The 19,573-nt window shown below is 66.3% G+C and carries 11 protein-coding genes, 1 tRNA gene and 2 rRNA genes; 2 read left to right on the top strand and 12 right to left on the bottom strand.

The window, feature by feature from the left end; all coding sequences use genetic code 11:
• Positions 1 to 77: 77 nt before the first annotated feature.
• From JOF44_RS14605 to JOF44_RS14555, 11 genes are all read right to left on the bottom strand, one after another.
• Positions 78 to 3,146, bottom strand: a 23S ribosomal RNA gene (locus tag JOF44_RS14605).
• 356 nt (positions 3,147 to 3,502) lie between these two features.
• Positions 3,503 to 5,021 (bottom strand): 16S ribosomal RNA (locus tag JOF44_RS14600).
• The 16S and 23S rRNA genes sit together here, the layout of an rRNA operon.
• Before the next feature lie 583 nt (positions 5,022 to 5,604).
• Positions 5,605 to 5,692, bottom strand: a tRNA-Ser gene (locus tag JOF44_RS14595).
• Positions 5,693 to 5,756: 64 nt separating this feature from the next.
• Entirely contained in the window at positions 5,757 to 6,614 is an 858-nt protein-coding gene (locus JOF44_RS14590; RefSeq protein ID WP_209892905.1) for a universal stress protein, read from the bottom strand.
• A 148-nt stretch (positions 6,615 to 6,762) separates the two neighbouring features.
• A complete protein-coding gene (locus JOF44_RS14585; protein ID WP_209892901.1) occupies positions 6,763 to 7,605 on the bottom strand; it encodes a LacI family DNA-binding transcriptional regulator in 843 nt (280 codons plus the stop codon).
• Between the two features lie 24 nt (positions 7,606 to 7,629).
• Positions 7,630 to 10,209 carry a glycoside hydrolase family 2 protein gene (locus JOF44_RS14580; protein ID WP_209892898.1) on the bottom strand — a complete coding sequence of 860 codons (2,580 nt, stop codon included), beginning with the start codon at positions 10,207 to 10,209 and terminating at the stop codon, positions 7,630 to 7,632.
• Positions 10,206 to 11,066 (bottom strand): ABC transporter ATP-binding protein, encoded by an 861-nt coding sequence (locus JOF44_RS14575; RefSeq protein ID WP_209892895.1) that lies wholly within the window; start codon positions 11,064 to 11,066, stop codon positions 10,206 to 10,208. Before JOF44_RS14575 ends, JOF44_RS14580 begins: the two co-directional genes overlap by 4 nt.
• Positions 11,063 to 11,917: an ABC transporter ATP-binding protein gene (locus JOF44_RS14570; protein WP_342591889.1), complete on the bottom strand. Its 855-nt coding sequence runs from the start codon at positions 11,915 to 11,917 to the stop codon at positions 11,063 to 11,065. The genes JOF44_RS14575 and JOF44_RS14570 overlap by 4 nt, the downstream gene beginning before the upstream one ends.
• Before the next feature lie 152 nt (positions 11,918 to 12,069).
• Positions 12,070 to 12,975 carry an ABC transporter permease gene (locus tag JOF44_RS14565; RefSeq protein ID WP_209892889.1) on the bottom strand — a complete coding sequence of 302 codons (906 nt, stop codon included), beginning with the start codon at positions 12,973 to 12,975 and terminating at the stop codon, positions 12,070 to 12,072.
• Positions 12,976 to 12,984: 9 nt separating this feature from the next.
• On the bottom strand, positions 12,985 to 13,971 hold the full coding sequence (locus JOF44_RS14560) for an ABC transporter permease (protein ID WP_209892886.1): 987 nt from the start codon (positions 13,969 to 13,971) through the stop codon (positions 12,985 to 12,987).
• Between the two features lie 34 nt (positions 13,972 to 14,005).
• Positions 14,006 to 15,703: an ABC transporter substrate-binding protein gene (locus tag JOF44_RS14555; RefSeq protein WP_209892883.1), complete on the bottom strand. Its 1,698-nt coding sequence runs from the start codon at positions 15,701 to 15,703 to the stop codon at positions 14,006 to 14,008.
• Positions 15,704 to 15,896: 193 nt separating this feature from the next.
• On the opposite strand from JOF44_RS14555, the gene JOF44_RS14550 reads away from it, so the two are divergent.
• Positions 15,897 to 16,958 (top strand): ROK family transcriptional regulator, encoded by a 1,062-nt coding sequence (locus JOF44_RS14550; protein WP_209892879.1) that lies wholly within the window; start codon positions 15,897 to 15,899, stop codon positions 16,956 to 16,958.
• Between the two features lie 142 nt (positions 16,959 to 17,100).
• On the top strand, positions 17,101 to 17,994 hold the full coding sequence (locus tag JOF44_RS14545; protein ID WP_209892876.1) for a dihydrodipicolinate synthase family protein: 894 nt from the start codon (positions 17,101 to 17,103) through the stop codon (positions 17,992 to 17,994).
• Here JOF44_RS14545 and JOF44_RS14540 read toward each other — a convergent pair.
• Entirely contained in the window at positions 17,987 to 18,949 is a 963-nt protein-coding gene (locus tag JOF44_RS14540) for a helix-turn-helix domain-containing protein (protein WP_209896061.1), read from the bottom strand. The genes JOF44_RS14545 and JOF44_RS14540 overlap by 8 nt on opposite strands.
• Between the last annotated feature and the right edge of the window lie 624 nt (positions 18,950 to 19,573).

Raw genomic sequence — 19,573 nt, 5'->3', positions numbered from 1 at the left:
AGCCGGGAACAGTGTCCTGGGATTGTTTCTCCAGAACCACACAGTGGACGCGAACACACAACAGTAAACAAAAATGTGTTATTAAGTCATCAGCCATTAGTACCAGTCAGCTCCACACATTGCTGTGCTTCCACATCTGGCCTATCAACCCAGTCATCTACTGGGGGCCTCTCACACCACAAGGGTGCATGGATATCTCATCTTGAAGCAGGCTTCCCGCTTAGATGCTTTCAGCGGTTATCCCTTCCCGACGTAGCCAACCAGCCATGCTCTTGGCAGAACAACTGGCACACCAGAGGTCAGTCCATCCCGGTCCTCTCGTACTAGGGACAGGACTTCTCAAATATCCAACGCGCGCAGCGGATAGGGACCGAACTGTCTCACGACGTTCTAAACCCAGCTCGCGTACCGCTTTAATAGGCGAACAGCCTAACCCTTGGGACCAACTCCAGCCCCAGGATGCGACGAGCCGACATCGAGGTGCCAAACCATGCCGTCGATATGAGCTCTTGGGCAAGATCAGCCTGTTATCCCCGGGGTACCTTTTATCCGTTGAGCGACACCCATTCCACAATGGAGTGCCGGATCACTAGTTCCTGCTTTCGCACCTGCCCGACATGTCTGTCTCGCAGTCAAGCTCCCTTGTGCACTTACACTCAACACCTGATTGCCAACCAGGCTGAGGGAACCTTTGAGCGCCTCCGTTACTCTTTAGGAGGCAACCGCCCCAGTTAAACTACCCATCAGACACTGTCCCTGATCCGGATCACGGACCGAGGTTAGGAATCCAGAACGACCAGAGTGGTATTTCAACAATGACTCCACACTCACTGGCGTGAATGCTTCCCAGTCTCCCACCTATCCTACACAAGCCGTCCCGAACACCAATATCAAACTATAGTAAAGGTCCCGGGGTCTTTCCGTCCTGCTGCGCGTAACGAGCATCTTTACTCGTAATGCAATTTCGCCGAGTTCGCGGTTGAGACAGTGGAGAAGTCGTTACGCCATTCGTGCAGGTCGGAACTTACCCGACAAGGAATTTCGCTACCTTAGGATGGTTATAGTTACCACCGCCGTTTACTGGGGCTTAAATTCTCAGCGTCGACCCCCGAAGGGATCTAACCGGTCCTCTTAACCTTCCAGCACCGGGCAGGCGTCAGTCCGTATACAGCGTCTTACGACTTCGCACGGACCTGTGTTTTTAGTAAACAGTCGCTTCTCCCTGGTCTCTGCGGCCCTCACCGCTCTCACGGTTCGGGCCCCCCTTCTCCCGAAGTTACGGGGGCATTTTGCCGAGTTCCTTAACCACGATTCTCTCGAACGCCTCGGTATTCTCTACCTGATCACCTGAGTCGGTTTCGGGTACGGGCGACCGTATTCGTCACGCCGGAACTTTTCTAGGCAGTACAGGATCACTCACCTTCGCCCCTACGGGATCCCCATCACGTCTGACCCTCATGGCCCCAGCATTACCCGGGGCCGGGCTGCACGCTTAGACGGACTATTCCATTAAGTCCGCGGAAGCTACCTCACTGCGTCATCCCACGCGCTGACCTACTACAACCTTGGTTCCCAGCCTCACCAACCTCCACACCCCGAAGGGTATGGGGCCAGCTCGGGTGGTTAGCATCAGCTGCCTCGGTATGGGTCCTCCTACGATCGGTTCGGGAATATCAACCCGATGTCCATCGACTACGCCTGTCGGCCTCGCCTTAGGTCCCGACTAACCCAGGGCGGATAAACCTGGCCCTGGAACCCTTGATCAATCGGCGGACGGGTTTCTCACCCGTCTATCGCTACTCATGCCTGCATTCTCACTCGTACAGCCTCCACCACTGGGTTCCCCCGCGGCTTCACCGGCTGCACGACGCTCCCCTACCCACCCCAGCACAAGGCTGGAGTGACACAGCTTCGGCGGTGTGCTTGAGCCCCGCTAAATTGTCGGCGCAGAATCACTTGACCAGTGAGCTATTACGCACTCTTTCAAGGGTGGCTGCTTCTAAGCCAACCTCCTGGTTGTCTCAGCAACTCCACATCCTTTTCCACTTAGCACACGCTTAGGGGCCTTAGCTGATGTTCTGGGCTGTTTCCCTCTCGACCATGAAGCTTATCCCCCACAGTCTCACTGCTGCGCTCTCACGTATCGGCATTCGGAGTTTGGCTAAGGTCAGTAACCCGGTGGGGCCCATCGCCTATCCAGTGCTCTACCTCCGACACGAAACACGCAACGCTGCACCTAAATGCATTTCGGGGAGAACCAGCTATCACGAAGTTTGATTGGCCTTTCACCCCTATCCACAGGTCATCCCCTCCATTTTCAACTGAAGTGGGTTCGCGCCTCCACGCGGTCTTACCCGCGCTTCACACTGCCCATGGATAGATCACTTCGCTTCGGGTCTAGAGCCGGCGACTGAACGCCCCGTTCAGACTCGCTTTCGCTACGGCTACCCCACACGGGTTAACCTCGCCACCGACCACTAACTCGCAGGCTCATTCTTCAAAAGGCACGCCGTCACCCCAAAAGGCTCCGACGGATTGTAAGCACACGGTTTCAGGTACTATTTCACTCCCCTCCCGGGGTGCTTTTCACCTTTCCCTCACGGTACTTGTCCGCTATCGGTCAAGAAGTAGTATTCAGGCTTACCAGGTGGTCCTGGCAGATTCACACCGGATTTCACGGGTCCGGTGCTACTCGGGAACAGCATCACGCCGCACATCAGTTTCGTCTACGGGGGTCACACCCTCTACGCCGTCGCACTCACCACGACTTCGACTACTGCTATGCGTCCACGTCGATCCGCCGGCAGACGGACCAGACACGTCCCACAACCCCCGACCTGCAACCCCTGCCGGGTATCACACAGACCAGGTTTAGCCACCTCCGCTTTCGCTCGCCACTACTCACGGAATCACTCTTTGTTTTCTCTTCCTGCGGGTACTGAGATGTTTCACTTCCCCGCGTTCCCTCCACACCACCTATACATTCAGTGGCGGGTACCGCGACATGACTCGCGGTGGGTTTCCCCATTCGGACATCCTCGGATCACAGCTCTGTTGTCAACTCCCCGAGGCTTAACGCAGACTCACACGTCCTTCGTCGGCTCTTCTTGCCAAGGCATCCACCGTGCGCTCTAAAAAACTTAGCAACACAAAGACACAAAATCATAAAAATTGCTTACAAGATGCTCGCGTCCACTATGTAGTTCTCAAGAAACAACCCCACACCCACCACACCCGCAAACCAGCGGACCATGACGAGGGAGGACCAGCCACACACCCCAGCACCCAAAAGCACCAGGGACGCGTGCAGCCTCACAACCCAATAGCGTGTCTCCACCTCGAACCACCCGGCAGCACTCGTTCCAGACCCCTCAAAAAGAGGCCGTACTGAAGAAACCACACCGACTGGTGAAGTGCCCATTCATTGATGTTCCACCCGTGAGCAACCATCCCCACCACACTCGGGCAGGAAAATGGCCACCATAATGGTGATGCTCCTTAGAAAGGAGGTGATCCAGCCGCACCTTCCGGTACGGCTACCTTGTTACGACTTAGTCCCAATCACCGATCCCACCTTCGACAGCTCCCTCACAAGGATGGGCCACTGGCTTCGGGTGTTACCGACTTTCGTGACTTGACGGGCGGTGTGTACAAGGCCCGGGAACGTATTCACCGCAGCGTTGCTGATCTGCGATTACTAGCGACTCCGACTTCATGGGGTCGAGTTGCAGACCCCAATCCGAACTGAGGCCGGCTTTTTGGGATTCGCTCCACCTCACAGCTTCGCAACCCATTGTACCGACCATTGTAGCATGCTTGAAGCCCAAGACATAAGGGGCATGATGATTTGACGTCGTCCCCACCTTCCTCCGAGTTGACCCCGGCAGTCTCCCATGAGTCCCCGCCACTACGCGCTGGCAACATGGAACGAGGGTTGCGCTCGTTGCGGGACTTAACCCAACATCTCACGACACGAGCTGACGACAACCATGCACCACCTGTGAACCAGTCCGAAGAAAGCCACATCTCTGCAGCCGTCCGGTCCATGTCAAGCCTTGGTAAGGTTCTTCGCGTTGCATCGAATTAATCAGCATGCTCCGCCGCTTGTGCGGGCCCCCGTCAATTCCTTTGAGTTTTAGCCTTGCGGCCGTACTCCCCAGGCGGGGCACTTAATGCGTTAGCTACGGCGCGGAGAACGTGGAATGTCCCCCACACCTAGTGCCCAACGTTTACGGCATGGACTACCAGGGTATCTAATCCTGTTCGCTACCCATGCTTTCGCTTCTCAGTGTCAGTAATGGCCCAGAGACCTGCCTTCGCCATCGGTGTTCTTCCTGATATCTGCGCATTTCACCGCTACACCAGGAATTCCAGTCTCCCCTACCACACTCTAGCCTGCCCGTACCCACCGCACGCCCGAGGTTGAGCCTCGGGTTTTCACGGCAGACGCGACAAGCCACCTACAAGCTCTTTACGCCCAATAATTCCGGACAACGCTTGCGCCCTACGTATTACCGCGGCTGCTGGCACGTAGTTAGCCGGCGCTTCTTCTGCAGGTACCGTCACTTTCGCTTCTTCCCTACTGAAAGAGGTTTACAACCCGAAGGCCGTCATCCCTCACGCGGCGTCGCTGCATCAGGCTTTCGCCCATTGTGCAATATTCCCCACTGCTGCCTCCCGTAGGAGTCTGGGCCGTGTCTCAGTCCCAGTGTGGCCGGTCGCCCTCTCAGGCCGGCTACCCGTCATCGCCTTGGTGAGCCATTACCTCACCAACAAACTGATAGGCCGCGAGTCCATCCCCCACCGAAAAACTTTCCAGCAACCACCATGCGGTGGAAACTCATATCCGGTATTAGCCTCGATTTCTCGAGGTTATCCCGAAGAGGGGGGCAGGTTACTCACGTGTTACTCACCCGTTCGCCACTAATCAGGCGGTGCAAGCACCACCATCATCGTTCGACTTGCATGTGTTAAGCACGCCGCCAGCGTTCGTCCTGAGCCAGGATCAAACTCTCCATGAAAACATAGAAAAATCCCAGCAAACAACAAACAACTAGCATAAACTGCTAATCATCCGTTAAAATTTGCCATTCAAAATAATGGCATCAATAAACAGACACGCTATTGAGATATCAAGCAACACGCGCACTCAGAGATCCGAACCTTTCGGCTCTTCAGCTCCGGGGCAACCCTTACAACTTACGGGTTCCGGTCCTCCATGTCAACTCGGTGGGATGTGATCCCCGCCGCGCCAACTCCTTCCGGAGAGACCTGCCGTGCCTCGTCAGACCGAGATTCCCGGGCCGGCCTTCCGGCCTTTCCGCTGTCCCGACCTGCTGGGCACGAGAAAGAACATTACGCAGATCGCCAGCACCCGTCAAGCCAGAACGGGGCCCTCGGCAGGTGACCGTTCCGACATCCTGCCGATGAAGGCGATCCGGGCTTCTTGTGTTAGTGACGGCTGAGGGAGCGCATGCCGCCCCGCGCTCCACGGAGCATCCCCGGGCACGCCAATGCTCTGCCTGACGCGACCCGGGGACGACGAAGGCCCCCGCCAGCTGATGACGGGGGCCTTCGGTGACCGGGTAACTCCCTGGTCAGGAGCGGTAGCGGCGGGATTTGAACCCGCGGTGCGGGGTCACCGCACACTTCATTTCGAGTGAAGCACCTTCGGCCGCTCGGACACGCTACCGTCGGACAGCTTAACGGGGTCGCGGGCCGACGTTCAAACCGTGGGGGCGCGGACGCGAGTCAGGTCACTCCGCAGCGGGGCGGCGGACGACGAGGATGTTCCCCGTCGCGTGCAGGACCGTGGCATGGGCGGTCGAGCCGAAAGGTCCTCGGCTCAGCCCACGATGGCCCATCACCAGGATGCGGGCACCGGCTGCGGCGGAGAGCAGGCCCTCTGCGGCAGAACGACCTTCGAGCATCCGTGTCTCCACGGTGAGCTCCGGGTGCCGGGACCGGGCACGCTCCGCCGCCCGGTCGAGCAGGGTCCGCGAACGGGTCCCCCCGCTCCAGGCCTCGAGGTTGTTGGCATAGGGAGCATGTCCATCGTCCTGGACGTGGACGACCCGGAGGATGCTCCCCCAGGTGGCGGCGAGATCTGCGGAGACGTCGACGGCCTCCCACCCGGCATCCGACCCGTCATAGGCGACCAGCACCGGGCCCGCGCGATGGTGCTCGGAGCGGATCACGGCGACCGGGCAGCCCGCATCATGCAGCAGTCCCCGGCTGACGGATCCCAGCAGAGTGCCCAGGACGGCGCCGAGGCCTCGGGTTCCGACCACCAGCAGATCAGTGTTCTGCGAGACCTCGTCGAGGACGTCCCGAGGGCTGCCCGGGATCAGTTCTGTATGCACGATGACGTCGGGAGTCTTCGCCGCGACGTCCTCGGCGACGTCGTCCAGCAGGCGCAGCGCCTGGTTGCGGGGCCCGGCCGAATCGATCACCGGGACGCCGGCCATGCCGCTGCCCAGCAGAGGCCACGTCCAGGCGTGCACGATCCGCAGCCCGATGTCGGAGCCGCGAGCGAGATCCGCCGCCCAGCGCACGGCGGCCGTCGATGCCGTGGTGTCGTCGTAGCCCACCACGATGCTCCGCGAGACGTTCATGGTCCACACCTTCCCGTGCGGCGTTTCCCCAGGATACGCCGCAGCACCCCGCATGGCGAGGAGCCTCGGGCCCGGGACTGGCCACGGGCCGCGAGAGGGGGCCGTGCCCTGGCGATCATGAGCAGGGAGGGGCCGGGAGCGATGGCGCTCAGGCGGGGGCGCGCGCCAGCGAACCCCGGGGGGTGATGTCGGGCAGCTCCTGGACCAGGCGCATCCCGTCGGCCGTTCCCGCGAGCACGGCCGTGGCCGCCCTGCCCAGGTCCATGCCGAGCTGGTGGGCGCGGTGCCCGAGGACGGCCAGCGGCGGATCGCAGACCTGACAGGCCAGCGAATCGTCCCAGGACACCAGGGAGACGTCCCCCGGGACGTCCAGGCCCAGCTGCCGCGCTCTGGCGGCTCCACCGATGGCCATGGCGTCGTTGTCGAAGACCAGCACCGTCGGGGGCTCGTCCCGGGCCAGCAGGGTGGCAGCGGCTCGGGACCCGCTGTCCGCGCTGTAGTCGCCCTCGAGGTGCAGCGCGGGCAGGTCGCGCTCGGCGACGAAGTCGTCGTAGGCCTCCTGACGCCATTGGGTGTGCAGCAGGCTCCCCGGGCCCCCGACATGCCCGATGCGGCGGTGGCCGAGCGCGACCAGATCGGTCAGCAGCTTCCGGGTCGCCCCGGAGTTGTCGGTCAGCACCGCCGCGTCGGCCCCGCTCTGGCGGACGTCGCCGGCGAGCACGAAGGGCACGCCCGCCGCCCGCAGGACCGAGGGGCGCGGGTCGTCGCGCCGTAGGTCCTTGAGCACCACCACGTCGACGCGGCGCTCCTCGGCCCAGCTGCGGATCACCGCGAGCTCCGCCTGCGGGGTGTCGACCACCTCGCTGAGCACGCCATGGCCGGCGGCGATCGCGGTCTCCTCGAGTCCGCGCAGCACCAGCGTGTGGAACTGCTCGGAGCTCGCCTCCCACATCGACCGCGGCGCCGGCATGCCGATCCGTCCCGTCTTCATCACGTGCCCTTCATCGCCCAGCCCTCATCGTCCTGCCCTCATCGCTCGATCCTCATCGCTCTGCCCCGTTGCCCGCTCCGGCGCCCGGGCCACCAGATCGTTCGCGCTGATCAGCACGGTCGGGGCCAGGTACTCCTGCGGGGCGGCGGTCCCGGCTGTGCGCACCCGGACGGTGGCTCTCTCGCCCGGCAGCAGGGTCAGCAGCTGTTGCTCGGCGACGGCGTCGGGGTCGACCTTGTCGGCGAGGACGCAGAGGTCGCGGACCGTGCCGGTGGCGTGCACGCTGATCTCGACCCCGCCCTCGACGGCGGCGGCGGTGGCCTCGTAGGCGCCGCCGCGCAGCTCGGACGCACGGTCCTCGACGGGGAAGTGGACCGTCCGTCCGCGCCTCTCCCCTCCCCTGCCGGTCCGCAGCTCGGCGACGAGGACCTGGTCCCCGGCCCCCGTCGTCCCCCGCAGCTCGGCGGGAACCGGCACGGTCGTCGCGGAGCGCGGCGCGACCTGGAGCTGCGAGGTCACCGCGGCGAGCACCTCGCCGTCGAGCGTCTGCCGACGCAGGACCAGCGGCCCGTCGAGGGAGGTGGCGCTGTCGTTGACCACGCTGACCACCTCCTCGTCCTCACGCGGCTGCACGGTGATCAGCAGCGGTGCGTACAGGTCCCGCAGGGCGTACCAGAGCAGCTTGCGCCGGCCGTCCCCGTCCACCGCCGCCCAGGAGGTGACGGGCCAGCAGTCGTTCAGCTGCCACACGATGGTGCCGGCGCAGCGCGGCCAGTACGACAGATAGTGCCCGATCCCGCAGATCAGGGCGCGGGCCTGGTTGAGCTGGGTCGCGAAGTGGAAATCGTCGAACCCCTCGACCTCGGGCAGGTGGGCGGCCATGCCGCGGCGCAATTTGTCCTGTCCGCCGACGGCCTTCTGGTGGGAGAGCATCGCCGCCGAGTCGGCGTCCAGCGGGCGCTCGCTGACGGCGCGGGCGATCGTCGCCCAGTTGGCCGGGCCCTGGTATCCGAACTCGGCGGAGAACCGTGGGATCGTGTCGCGGTAGCGGAGGTAGTCGTTGTCCTCCTCGGAGGCCCACGCCACCCAGTTGTGGATGGTGCCGTGGTCGGGGTGGCGGGGCTGGTCGATCAGCGGTCGGGAGAAGGGGCTGGAGGGGGTGTAGCTGCGGGTGGGGTCCAGCTCCGCCAGCAGGGCCGGGAAGATCTCCGTGTAGTAGCCGTTTCCCCAGGTGGCGCCCTCGGGCAGGGTCTCCTTCCATCCCCAGTGGTAGTACCCCTCGACGTTCTCGTTGCTGCCGTTCCAGTGCACCAGCGCCGGATGCCAGGCCAGGCGCACGATGTGCTCGCGGGCCTCGGCGATCACCTCGGAGCGCAGCGGCTCGCTCTCGGAGTAGGCGGCGCAGGCCATCGCGACGTCCTGCCACACCATGATCCCCAGCTCGTCGCACAGGGAGTACAGCTCCTCGGGCGCGTACAGCCCCCCGCCCCAGATGCGCAGCACGTTCATGCCCGCCTCGACCGCGTCGGTGACCGCCCGGCGGTAGTCCTGGGCGGTCAGCCGCGAGGGGAAGCAGTCCTCGGGGATCCAGTTGGCTCCCTTGGCGAGGATCGCCGTCCCGTTCACGGTGAGGGTGAAGGAGGTGCCGATCTCGTCGGCCTCCTCGATGGCTCCGGCGGTGCGGAAGCCGATCCGGTGGGTCCGGGTCCCGCGCAGCACGCCGGCGGCGTCCCGCAGCTCCACGGCCACGCCGTACAGGGGCTGATCGCCGTATCCCCGCGGCCACCACAGCTGCGGGTCCTCGGCCGACAGCCGCACGGCGAGCTCATCGGTCTGCGAGCTCTGGGTGGTCTCGTCGATCTGGCGGCCCGAGGGGTCCAGCAGGCGGGCGGAGACGCTCACGGTCTCGTCCCCCGCGCCTCCGGAGCGCTCGATCGGGACCTGCAGCTCCACCACGCCGTGCCCCTGCTCGACGGTGACCTGCGGGCGGATCGGCGCCAGGCGTGCGCCGGACCATTCCTCGAGCCCGATCGGTCCGGAGATCCCGCTGGTGACCAGCACCGGACCCCAGTCCCATCCGAAGTTGCAGGCCATCTTCCGGATCGCGTTGTACGGCAGGTCGTTGCCGACGGCCGGCAGGTCCCCGAGCCGCTCGATGTTCTCCCGGGCAGTGCGCAGCGGGGAGGCGAAGCGGATCTCCAGCACGTTCTCGCCCTCGCGCAGCGCGGAGGTGACGTCGAAGCGCCAGGAGCGGTGCTGGTTCTGCACGGTCGCGATCTCCTGGCCGTTCAGCACCACGGTCGCGGCGGTGTCGAGCTCGGCCGCCACCAGGTCCACCCGGTCGGCACCGCTCGGCGACCACTCGAAGCGGGCGGTATAGGAGAGGTCCACCTCCCCGGACCAGGCCAGCTCGTGCTCGTTCCGGTCGAGGTAGGGGTCCGGGATCAGTCCGGCCGCCAGCAGGTCGGTGAGGAAGGTGCCGGGGACCGTGGCGGGGACGTCCGCGATCGGGAAGGGCACCGGCCCGTCGGTCACGGTGAGGGTCCATCCCTCGTGCAGGTCGCGACGGGAGATGGGGTGCATCGAGGAGGTCACAGCGGTCACGGGCTCTCTTCCAGGGCGGCGAGATGATCGGGCATGGGCACCCCGCGACGTCTCGCCTCGGCGAGGAAGCGCGGGTTGGCGCCGGGTTCGGGGGCGGCCACCAGCAGCTGCTTGGTGAACTCTGCCTGCGGATCGAGGATCACGTCGTCGGCCGCCCCCTGCTCGACCACATCACCGTGGTACATCACCAGGATCTCATCGGAGAAGTGGCGTGCGGTCGCGAGATCGTGCGTGATGTACAGCAGGGCGAGGTTCTCCTCGCGCTGCAGGCGGGCCAGGAGGTTCAGCACGCCGAGTCGGATCGACACATCGAGCATCGAGACGGGCTCGTCGGCCACCAGGATGCTGGGCTCCGGGGCGAGGGCGCGGGCGATCGACACCCGTTGACGCTGGCCCCCGGAGAGCTCATGCGGCTTGCGGTCGATGAACACGGTGGCCGGGGACAGGTTCACCCGCTCCAGGAGGGCCAGGGCCTTCTCGCGGGCGGTCTGCTTCGTGGCCTTGCCGTGCAGCAGCAGGGGCCGCTCGAGGTGGTGACCGACGCTGTGGAAGGGGTTCAGGGAGGCGAAGGGGTCCTGGAACACCATCTGCACCTGGTCCCGGTAGGCCGCCAGCGCCCGGCCCCGCCGGCCGACGGGTCTGCCGTCCAGCGAGAGGGTGCCCGAGGTCGGCGTCTCCAGCTGGGCGATCAGCTTGGCGATGGTGGACTTCCCGGAGCCCGACTGCCCCACCAGGGCGACGGTGCGCCCCGGGGTCAGCTCGAAGCTCACGGACCGGACCGCTTCGAGGCGGCTGAAGCGCAGCCCGTCGCGCAGCAGGTACGTCTTGGACAGGTCGGCGACCGTCAGGGTGCTCATCGCGTCTCCTCCGCGTCGAATCCGGCCCGCACGAAATCGCCCGCGTCCCCGGTGAGCGAGGGGAAGGAGCCCAGCAGCCGGCGGGTGTAGGGGTCGCGGGGCTCGAAGTAGAGGTTCTCCGCGGTGTCCAGCTCGACGATCCGTCCGCCGCGCATGATCGCGATCCGGTCGGAGATCTCCAGCAGCATCGGCAGGTCGTGGGTGATGAAGACGACCGCGAAGCCGAGCTCGTGGCGCAGTCGCAGGATCTCCTGGAGGATCTCCCGCTGGACCACGACGTCCAGCGCCGTCGTCGGCTCGTCCATGATCATCAGCTGCGGATCCAGCGCGAGGGCCATGGCGATCATGACGCGCTGACGCATCCCGCCGGAGAGCTCATGGGGGAAGGCGCCGAGACGTGCGGGGTCCACGCCGACCAGCTCGAGGAGCTCGCGCGAGCGGCTCAGGCGCTCGGCGGCCTCCAGGTGGGGGCGATGCGTGGTGAACACGTCCGCCAGCTGGGCACGGACGCTCAGCACCGGATTCAGGGAGTTCATCGCCCCCTGGAAGACCATCGCGATCTTCGACCAGCGGAAGGCCCGCAGCCCCTGACCGGACAGGGCGAGCACGTCGACATCGCCCCCGTCGCGGTCATGGAAGGTGACCGCCCCGGCCGTGACCCGCGCCGGCGGGCGGTGCAGCTGGTTCAGGCCGTAGGCCAAGGTGGTCTTGCCGCAGCCGGACTCCCCGGCCAGGCCAAGAACCTCCCCGCGGCGCAGCGTGAACGACGCGGCGTGGACGGCGTGGACGGGGGGATCCACCTCGTAGACCACCGACAGCTCCTGAACGGTCAGAACGGGCTCCTCGAGCACGGGCGAGCCGGCACCGGATCGGGTGTCCTCCAGGCTGGTCAGGGGGTCGCGGGCGGTCCCGGCGTCCACGGCGCCCCCGGCGGTTCCGGCGGTTCCGGCGTTCCGCGGGGACGCCCCCGTCGTACCTCCCGTGGTCGTGGTGTCGGGGGAACTCATGCCATCGCCTCCGTCTTCTGTGCCGTCGAGACCTGCTTGACCTGCTTCGGCGCGCTGCGCAGACGCGGGTTGATGATGCCGTCGATCGAGAAGTTGATCAGCGACAGCCCGCAGCCGAGCGTCGCGATCAGCAGCCCCGGCGGCACGAACCACCACCAGGCACCGAGGGTGAGGGCCTGCCCGTTCTGGGCATAGAAGAGCATCGAGCCCCAGGTCTGCGTGCCCACCACACCGAGCCCGATGAAGCTCAGCCCGGCCTCGCCGAGGATCGCGGTGATCAGCGCGAACACGAAGCCGCTGGACATCACCGGCAGCAGGTTCGGCAGGATCTCCACGGCGATGATCCGGTGCGGCTTCTCGCCGGCGATCTTCGCGGCCTGGACGTAGTCGCGCGTACGGATCGACAGGGTCTGCGAGCGCAGCACCCGCGCCGCGGCGGCCCAGGAGGTGATCGCCAGGATGAACGCGATCAGCAGCAGGCCGCGCTGCTGGACGTAGGAGCCGATCACGATCATCAGCGGCAGACCGGGCAGGATCAGCACCACGTTGGTGAACAGGGAGAACACCTCGTCGAGCCACCCACCCAGGTATCCCCCGAGGATCCCGAAGAACCCGGAGAGGAACAGGGCCAGCACGGCGACGATCACCCCCACCAGGAGGGATCCGCGGGTGGCCCAGGCCAGCTGGGCCAGCACGTCCTGGCCGGTCTGGGTGGTGCCCAGCAGATGATCGGCCGACGGCCCCTGCATGCCGTAGTTGTGCACGGTCAGCGGGTCGTCGGTGAAGAAGGGGGCGATGAGTCCGAACAGGACGATCACCACCACCAGGCCGACGCCGATGACCAGGGACGGGGTGAGATTGCGGCGCACGGCGCCGCCGAGTCGCGCGGGTGTGGACGTCATGTCTGCTCCTCAGCCCCGTGCCCGGGTGCGGGGGTCGATGATGCCGTACAGCAGGTCCACCACGAGGTTCGCGGCCAGCACGGCGACGGTGATGATCAGGAACAGGCCCTGCATGAGCGAGTAGTCGTTGTTGTTGACCGCCTGGAGCATCGTGAAGCCGATGCCGGGGTAGGAGAACACCGTCTCGACGACGATGGAGCCGGAGACCACGAATCCCAGGGAGATCGCGAACCCGGAGACGCTGGGGAGCATCGCGTTGCGCGCCGCGTACATGATCATGACCCGACGGGGGCTGAGGCCCTTCGCCTCGGCGGTGAGGATGTAGTCCTCGCTGAGGGTGGAGACCATCATGTTGCGCATCCCCAGCAGCCAGCCGCCGAGCGAGGACAGCACGATCGTCAGCGCCGGCAGGAAGCCGTAGTAGACGGCGTTGGACAGGAACGGGTAGTCGAAGGCGGGCTTCACCAGGGAGGCGTCGTAGCCGCCGGCGATCGGGAAGATGTCGAGGTTGACCGACAGCACGTAGATGAACAGCAGCGCGAGCCAGAAGTAGGGCACGGCCTGCAGGATCGTGGTCGCGGGGATCAGGGAGTCCAACCAGGTGCCGCGCTTCCACCCGGCGATGGTGCCCAGCGCCATCCCCAGGATGAAGGTGAAGACGGTGGCCATCCCGACCAGCATCAGCGTCCACGGCAGGGCCTGGGCGATGATGTCGGTGACCGGGGTCGGGAAGTAGGTCACCGAGACCCCGAGGTCGCCCGAGAACAATCCGCCCAGGTAGGCGACGTACTCCTGGATCACGGGCTGGTCGTCGTCGGCCCCGAGCATGATCTCGATCGACCTGCGGGTACCCGGGTCGACCGGGCCCCGCAGCGCGAGCTTGGCCAGCACGGCGTCCACCGGGCTGCCCGGCAGCAGACGGGGGATGAAGAAGTTCAGGGTCACGGCGGCCCACAGGGCCACCAGGTAGAACCCGAGTTTGCGCAGCAGATGCACGGTCAGCGGTTCCTTTCGTCGTCCCCCGCCCCGGTCACTGGACGGGCGTGACGGTCTTGAGGACGATGGCGTTGTCGGGCGCGGACCAGGACATCGGGTAGGCGTACATGTCCTCCTCGGTCGGCCATCCGGTGGCGCGGGAGGTGTTGTACTCCGTCAGGCTCGACCCGATCAGCACCGGGATCGCCGGCATCACGTCGACCAGCTTCTGCTGGATCAGGAAGTACTGCTCCTTCTTGGCCTCCGGGTCGTCGGTCGCCGAGGCGGCGTCCAGGGCCGCGTCGACGTCGGGGTCGGAGAACCGGGTGATGTTCTGGTACGGGTTGCCGTTCTCGCCCACGGGCACCGTGCTCTCGGTCGAGAAGTGGTTGCGGTAGGGGTAGTACGGATCCGGGGCGGGGCCCTGACCGACGGAATCGATCACCAGCTGGTACGTCCCCTTGGCCTTGGAGTCGTTCCACTCGTTGACGCTGACCTGCTGCGGGATCAGCTCGATGCCGAGCTCCCGGTACTGCTGGGCGAGGGTGTCCAGGGCGGTGGCGTAGTCGGACCAGCCGGTGGGGCAGGAGACGGTCATCGAGACGCGCACGCCGTCCTTGGCGTACACGCCGTCCTCGCCGAGCTCGTAGCCGGCGTCCTCGAGCACCGCGGTCGCCTCGTCGGGACGCGCGTTCCACGGTGCGACCTCGATCGAGGGGTCGATGAAATCGGCATCCCGCTCGGGCAGGGCGAACGACGGGGAGATGTCGGCCCCGAGGTCGAAGAACGCCAGCTTCGACAGCTGCTCACGGTCCATCCCGTAGTAGAGCGCCTTGCGCACGGCGACGTCGGTCTGCGGGCCCTCGCATCCCAGCTCGGGGTTCGAAGCGGCCATCAGGGCCATCTGCGAGATCCCGGTGTTGGTGAAGGCCAGATCGGGGCTGGACTCGACGTGCTCCTCCAGGCTCGGGATCGCCGCGGACATGTAGTCGATGTTCCCCGCCAGCCACTGGTCGGTCGCGGACTGGTTGCCGGAGGTGGTGATGGCCCGGACGCCGCCGATGGCGGGCTTGCCCTGCTCCCAGTAGTCCTCGTTCGCCACCAGCAGGTAGGACTCCGGGGAGAAGTCGTCCAGACGGAAGGGCCCCGTGCCGACGGGGTCCTCGTTGGGGTAGGTCGCGAGGTCCTCGACGTCCGTGAAGAGGTGCTCGGGGAGGATCCAGGTGCGACCCAGGGCGTTGGGGCCCTCGGTGAACGAGGGCTCGGCGTAGGTGATGACGACGGTGGTGTCGTCGCTCGCCTCGGCCGTCGGGGCGGTGCCGCCGTCGTTCAGCGCCTCGGTCTCGCTGATCCTCGTGAAGGTGAAGGCGACGTCACGGGCGGTGAAGGGCTCACCGTCGGTCCAGGTCACGCCCTGGCGCACGGCGACCGTGAGGGCGGTGCCGTCCTCGTTCCACGCGTAGGTGTCCCCCAGCTGCGGCTGCGGCTCCTGATCGATGGCCTGGAGCGGGTTGAAGTAGAACAGGGTCTCGTAGATCATCCCCTGCACCATCGGGATCACGGACGGCGAGTGCGGGTTGAGGTTCCGGGTGAGCGTGGCTTCTGTCGCATTGACGGTGAGGATCGGCTTCTCCTGATCCCCGCCACCTCCGCCGCCGGTCTCGAGGTTGGACGCCTGCCCGCACGAGGCCAGCGCCAGCGGCGCCGCTCCGACGGCAGCTAGTTTGTACAGGTCACGGCGCTTCAGGTGCATCCTTGCTCTCCTTGTCCACGCGTCATCGCGTGCCGGTGGTCGGCGCTGGATCGGTCGAACGCGCCCCTCCACGGATCTTTCTTCATTCAGTTAATGAAGTAGCCTCATTCTGCAAAGGACGTCAGGGTCCGTCAAGAGGGAACGCCCTCCGAGGCAGGTCCCGGAATGGTCACGATCGGCGGAAGGGCGAGAGATGATCCGCAGCGGCGACGGTCGACCCCCGGCCATGGACACCGCCGTGCTCGAGGTCGTCCGCCGCCGCACCGAGAGCACCCGCGTCGAGATCGCCCGGGAACTGGGGGTCACCGCCGCCACCGTCACCAATTCGGTCAAGCGTCTGCTGGCCGCCGGGCTGCTGTGGGAGAGCGGGCACGCCCGCTCCACCGGCGGCAAGCGGGCGACGCTGCTGCGCGTCAACGATGCGGCCCGACGGGCGCTGGGGTGCACGATCGACCACGACCGCCTCTCGATGGTGGCCGTGGACACCACCGGCGCACTGCAGTCGCGGGTGGTGCTGCCGCTGGTCGATGCGACCGACCCCCGTGAGGTCTCCGAGTCAGTCCGCGAGGGCCTCGCCGCCCTGATCCCCGACGACGAGCTGGGCGCGATGACCGGGATCGGATTCGCCGTGCCGGCGCAGCTGCCCGAGGAGGTCGACCAGGCGCTCCGGGCGCTGACCGCCGAGCTCGACGTGCGCGCCACCCGCGGCCGGGAAGGGACCTGCGCCGCCCTGGGCAGCTTCTGGAGCGGCGAGCAGTCGGGAGCGGGACTGTCGGGGACCGTGCACCTGGGGTCGACGACGACGCTCTCCCTCCTGCTGGACGGCGTCCCGTTCCGCCCCGACAGCGGGCAGAGCCTGGACCACCTCCGGGTGGACCCCGAGGGCCCGGTCTGCGCCTGCGGACGGCGTGGCTGCCTACACCTCTATGTCGCTCCCGACGGGGTGGACGAACTCTCCCGCACCGCACTGGAGGCCACTCAGGGCTCTGCGACGGCCCAGGCCGATGTCCTCGCCGCCGCCCTGCCGCTGACCCGCATCGCGGCGAACCTCGCGATCGCGCTGGGCCTGGAATCCATGGTGCTGGCCGGCACCCCGGTCCAGGCCGCCCCGGCGATCTACCTGCGAGCCGCCCGGGAGCACTTCGAGGACGAGACCACGACGCAGGTGGTCGTCTCCCAGGTCCAGCCCCACCCCTGTGCGGTCGGGGCCGCCGTCCTGGCGCTGCAGGCCTTCCTGGACACCGGCGGTCGGTGATCCCGGGGCGTGATCATCGCCGGCGGACCGGCCTGTCGACCGCGTCCTATAGGATCCGGCAGAAGCCGAGCACTGAGCCGCGCCCACCCCTCGCGCACGGCCTTCCTGCCGCTCCTGACCCCGACGCCTCCGGAGGGACCCTGTGACGATCGACGGCATCCTGCCCGCCCTGCTCACCGCCTATGAGGAGGACGGGAGGGTCTCTCCCCAGCGCACGCGCACGCTCGTCAACCGGCTCAACGATGCGGGCGTCGACGGCTACTTCGTCTCGGGAACCTCGGGCGAGTACTACCTGCTCAGCACCGAGGAGCGGCTCCTCGTCCTCGAGACCGTCGCCGAGGAGGCGTCCGGACGCGAGGTCGTCTTCCAGGTCGCCGCGTCCGATCAGCGAGCCGTCCGGGAGCTGGCGCTGCGGGCCGTCGATCACGGGGCGACCGCCCTGTCGGCATCGATCCCCCTCTACTACGGATACGGCGACGACTCCCTTGCGCACTATTTCCGGGACGTCCGTGAGCACAGCGACCTCCCGCTGCTGGCCTATACGATCCCCGGCTTCACGGGGCGCCCCTTGGGCGCCGAGCTTCTCACCGGCCTCGCCGAGGAAGGGGTGATCCAGGGCCTGAAGTACACCTCGAGCGATCTGGCGATACTGGCCCGGCTCCGCGCTCGGCTGGGCGAGGACTTCACCATCCTGCTCGGCTCCGACGACCTCCTGCTCGCCGCCATGGCCCAGGGGGCGAACGGAGGCATCGGCGCCACCTTCAACCTGGCACCGGCCCTGTACGTCGCCCTGCACCGCGCTGTCCGGGCCGGGGACCTGGCCGAGGCCCGTCGCCTGCAGCAGATCGCCGTGCGTCTGCTCGATGCCCTGGCGGACGGCGAGGTGTATCCGGTCCTGAAGTCCGCGATGCGCTCCCGCGGGCTCGACGTCGGCCAGGCCCGCTTCCCGATGGCCCAGCACGATGCGGCGGCCGACGCCCGCGTGGCCGAGGCGCTCGGGCGCATCGACGGGCTCGGCGACTTCCTCATCAGCTGAGCCCGTCGATCTCGTCGGCATCGTCGAGGTCGTCGGCGTCGTCGAGATCGTCGGTCTCGTCGTTCTCCTCCCAGACCCAGCGCAGCCCGAAGGAGCCCGGTCCGAAGCGGGACTCCGCCAGCTGGATCCGATCACGCCGGTCCAGCCGCACCGGGGTGACCGATTCGGCCGTTTCACTGCGTCGATACCGTTCACAGCGCAGCGGTCGGTGCGGGCCGCGGAACTCGGCCTCGAGCAGCACGTCGTGCGCTCGCCGAGCCAGCGAGTAGAAGGTCCCGGTCACGTCGGTCGCCGCCGCATGCATCTCCACCCGGTAGGCGAACGTCGCCACCTGGCCGGCATTCAGGTGCCCATCGATCTTCAGCTCGACGCCGTAGGCACGACGCTCGGGCCAGTTCACCGTCCGGCCCACCGTGCACCCCTCCAGGGGGATGTACTGCGGGGCGAAGTTCGGCTCCGACGGCTCCAGGACATGCACCGCCGGCAGTCGACAGGTGCCCGACTCCAGCGCCCGCACGGTGACCCGCGAGGTGAACTGCTGGACATCGCGGCCGGAGTCGATGGTCGCGAGCTGCTGGAAGACCCGCTCGTGGGCGTACCGCTCGGGCGATTCGAAGCCCAGCTCCAGCAGCGCATCGCGAAAGACGTTCTTGCTCGACCGGTGCCCGATGAACCGGGTGTCCGGGACCCCTCGGCCCTGGAGGCGAGGCGCTCCGACGAGATCCACGAGCGAGTCCGGCGATCTTCCCAGGAGGTCCTCCAGGGCAGCCACCACACCGATCGAGGGCCCGCTGCCGGGGAGGCTGCGCCCCGACTGCCAATTGCTGAGGGTCGCCACGCTCACCGGACGGCTGCGGGCCCGCAGCCGCTGGGAGATCTGCGTCAGGGACAGGCCGCTGCGCTCGATCGAGGACCGCAGGCTGCGCGCGAAGGACTCGCCACCATCCACCTGCATCACCTCTCAACCATGTGCATCACATCACGCCCGCTCATCACGAGTTCTCGGTGGTTCCGGAGGGTGTGATGCCCCGCAGCGTTCACTTATTTCGACAAACCTGTAAAAAGCCCAGGGTAACGTCCTCGACATTCATCGGGTGCGTGCGAGTCCCTCGGATCGGAGGATCGCTCGCACCCCCTCGATATCGAAGACGTCGCACGGGACAAGGAGGGCCGATCCGCATGGCGATGCAGAGAAGCACCGCAGTCCGCTCCGGTCGACCCGCGCACGACGTTCTCCCCTCGGCCGCTCGGGCGTCCCGCGCCATCGAGCACAGGACCACGAGGGATCACCCTCGACAGGTCACACGATATCGGACATGTCGGACGATCGAATCGCCACACGGAGGTGTCGCGATGCTCCACACCGAACGCAGGGCCTGCCCGCGCCGACCCCCACGCCCGCCCGTGAGCACTGCGCACCCGCCCGTCAGCGGATGGGCAGGTCGTCACAGCGGAGGGATCCACGCCCCTCCGGGCCCGGATATCACCGCACCGCCCGGCAGCGGCGCCCGAGCGACCACCTGACCCACAGAGTTCGCTCCGCATCCTTCACGCACCTCGTGATCCCCTCTTGTGGCCG

The sequence above is a fragment of the Brachybacterium fresconis genome (assembly GCF_017876515.1).
In the GTDB taxonomy this organism is placed as follows: Bacteria; Actinomycetota; Actinomycetes; order Actinomycetales; family Dermabacteraceae; genus Brachybacterium; species Brachybacterium fresconis.
This window is presented reverse-complemented; position numbering and strand designations above follow the sequence as displayed.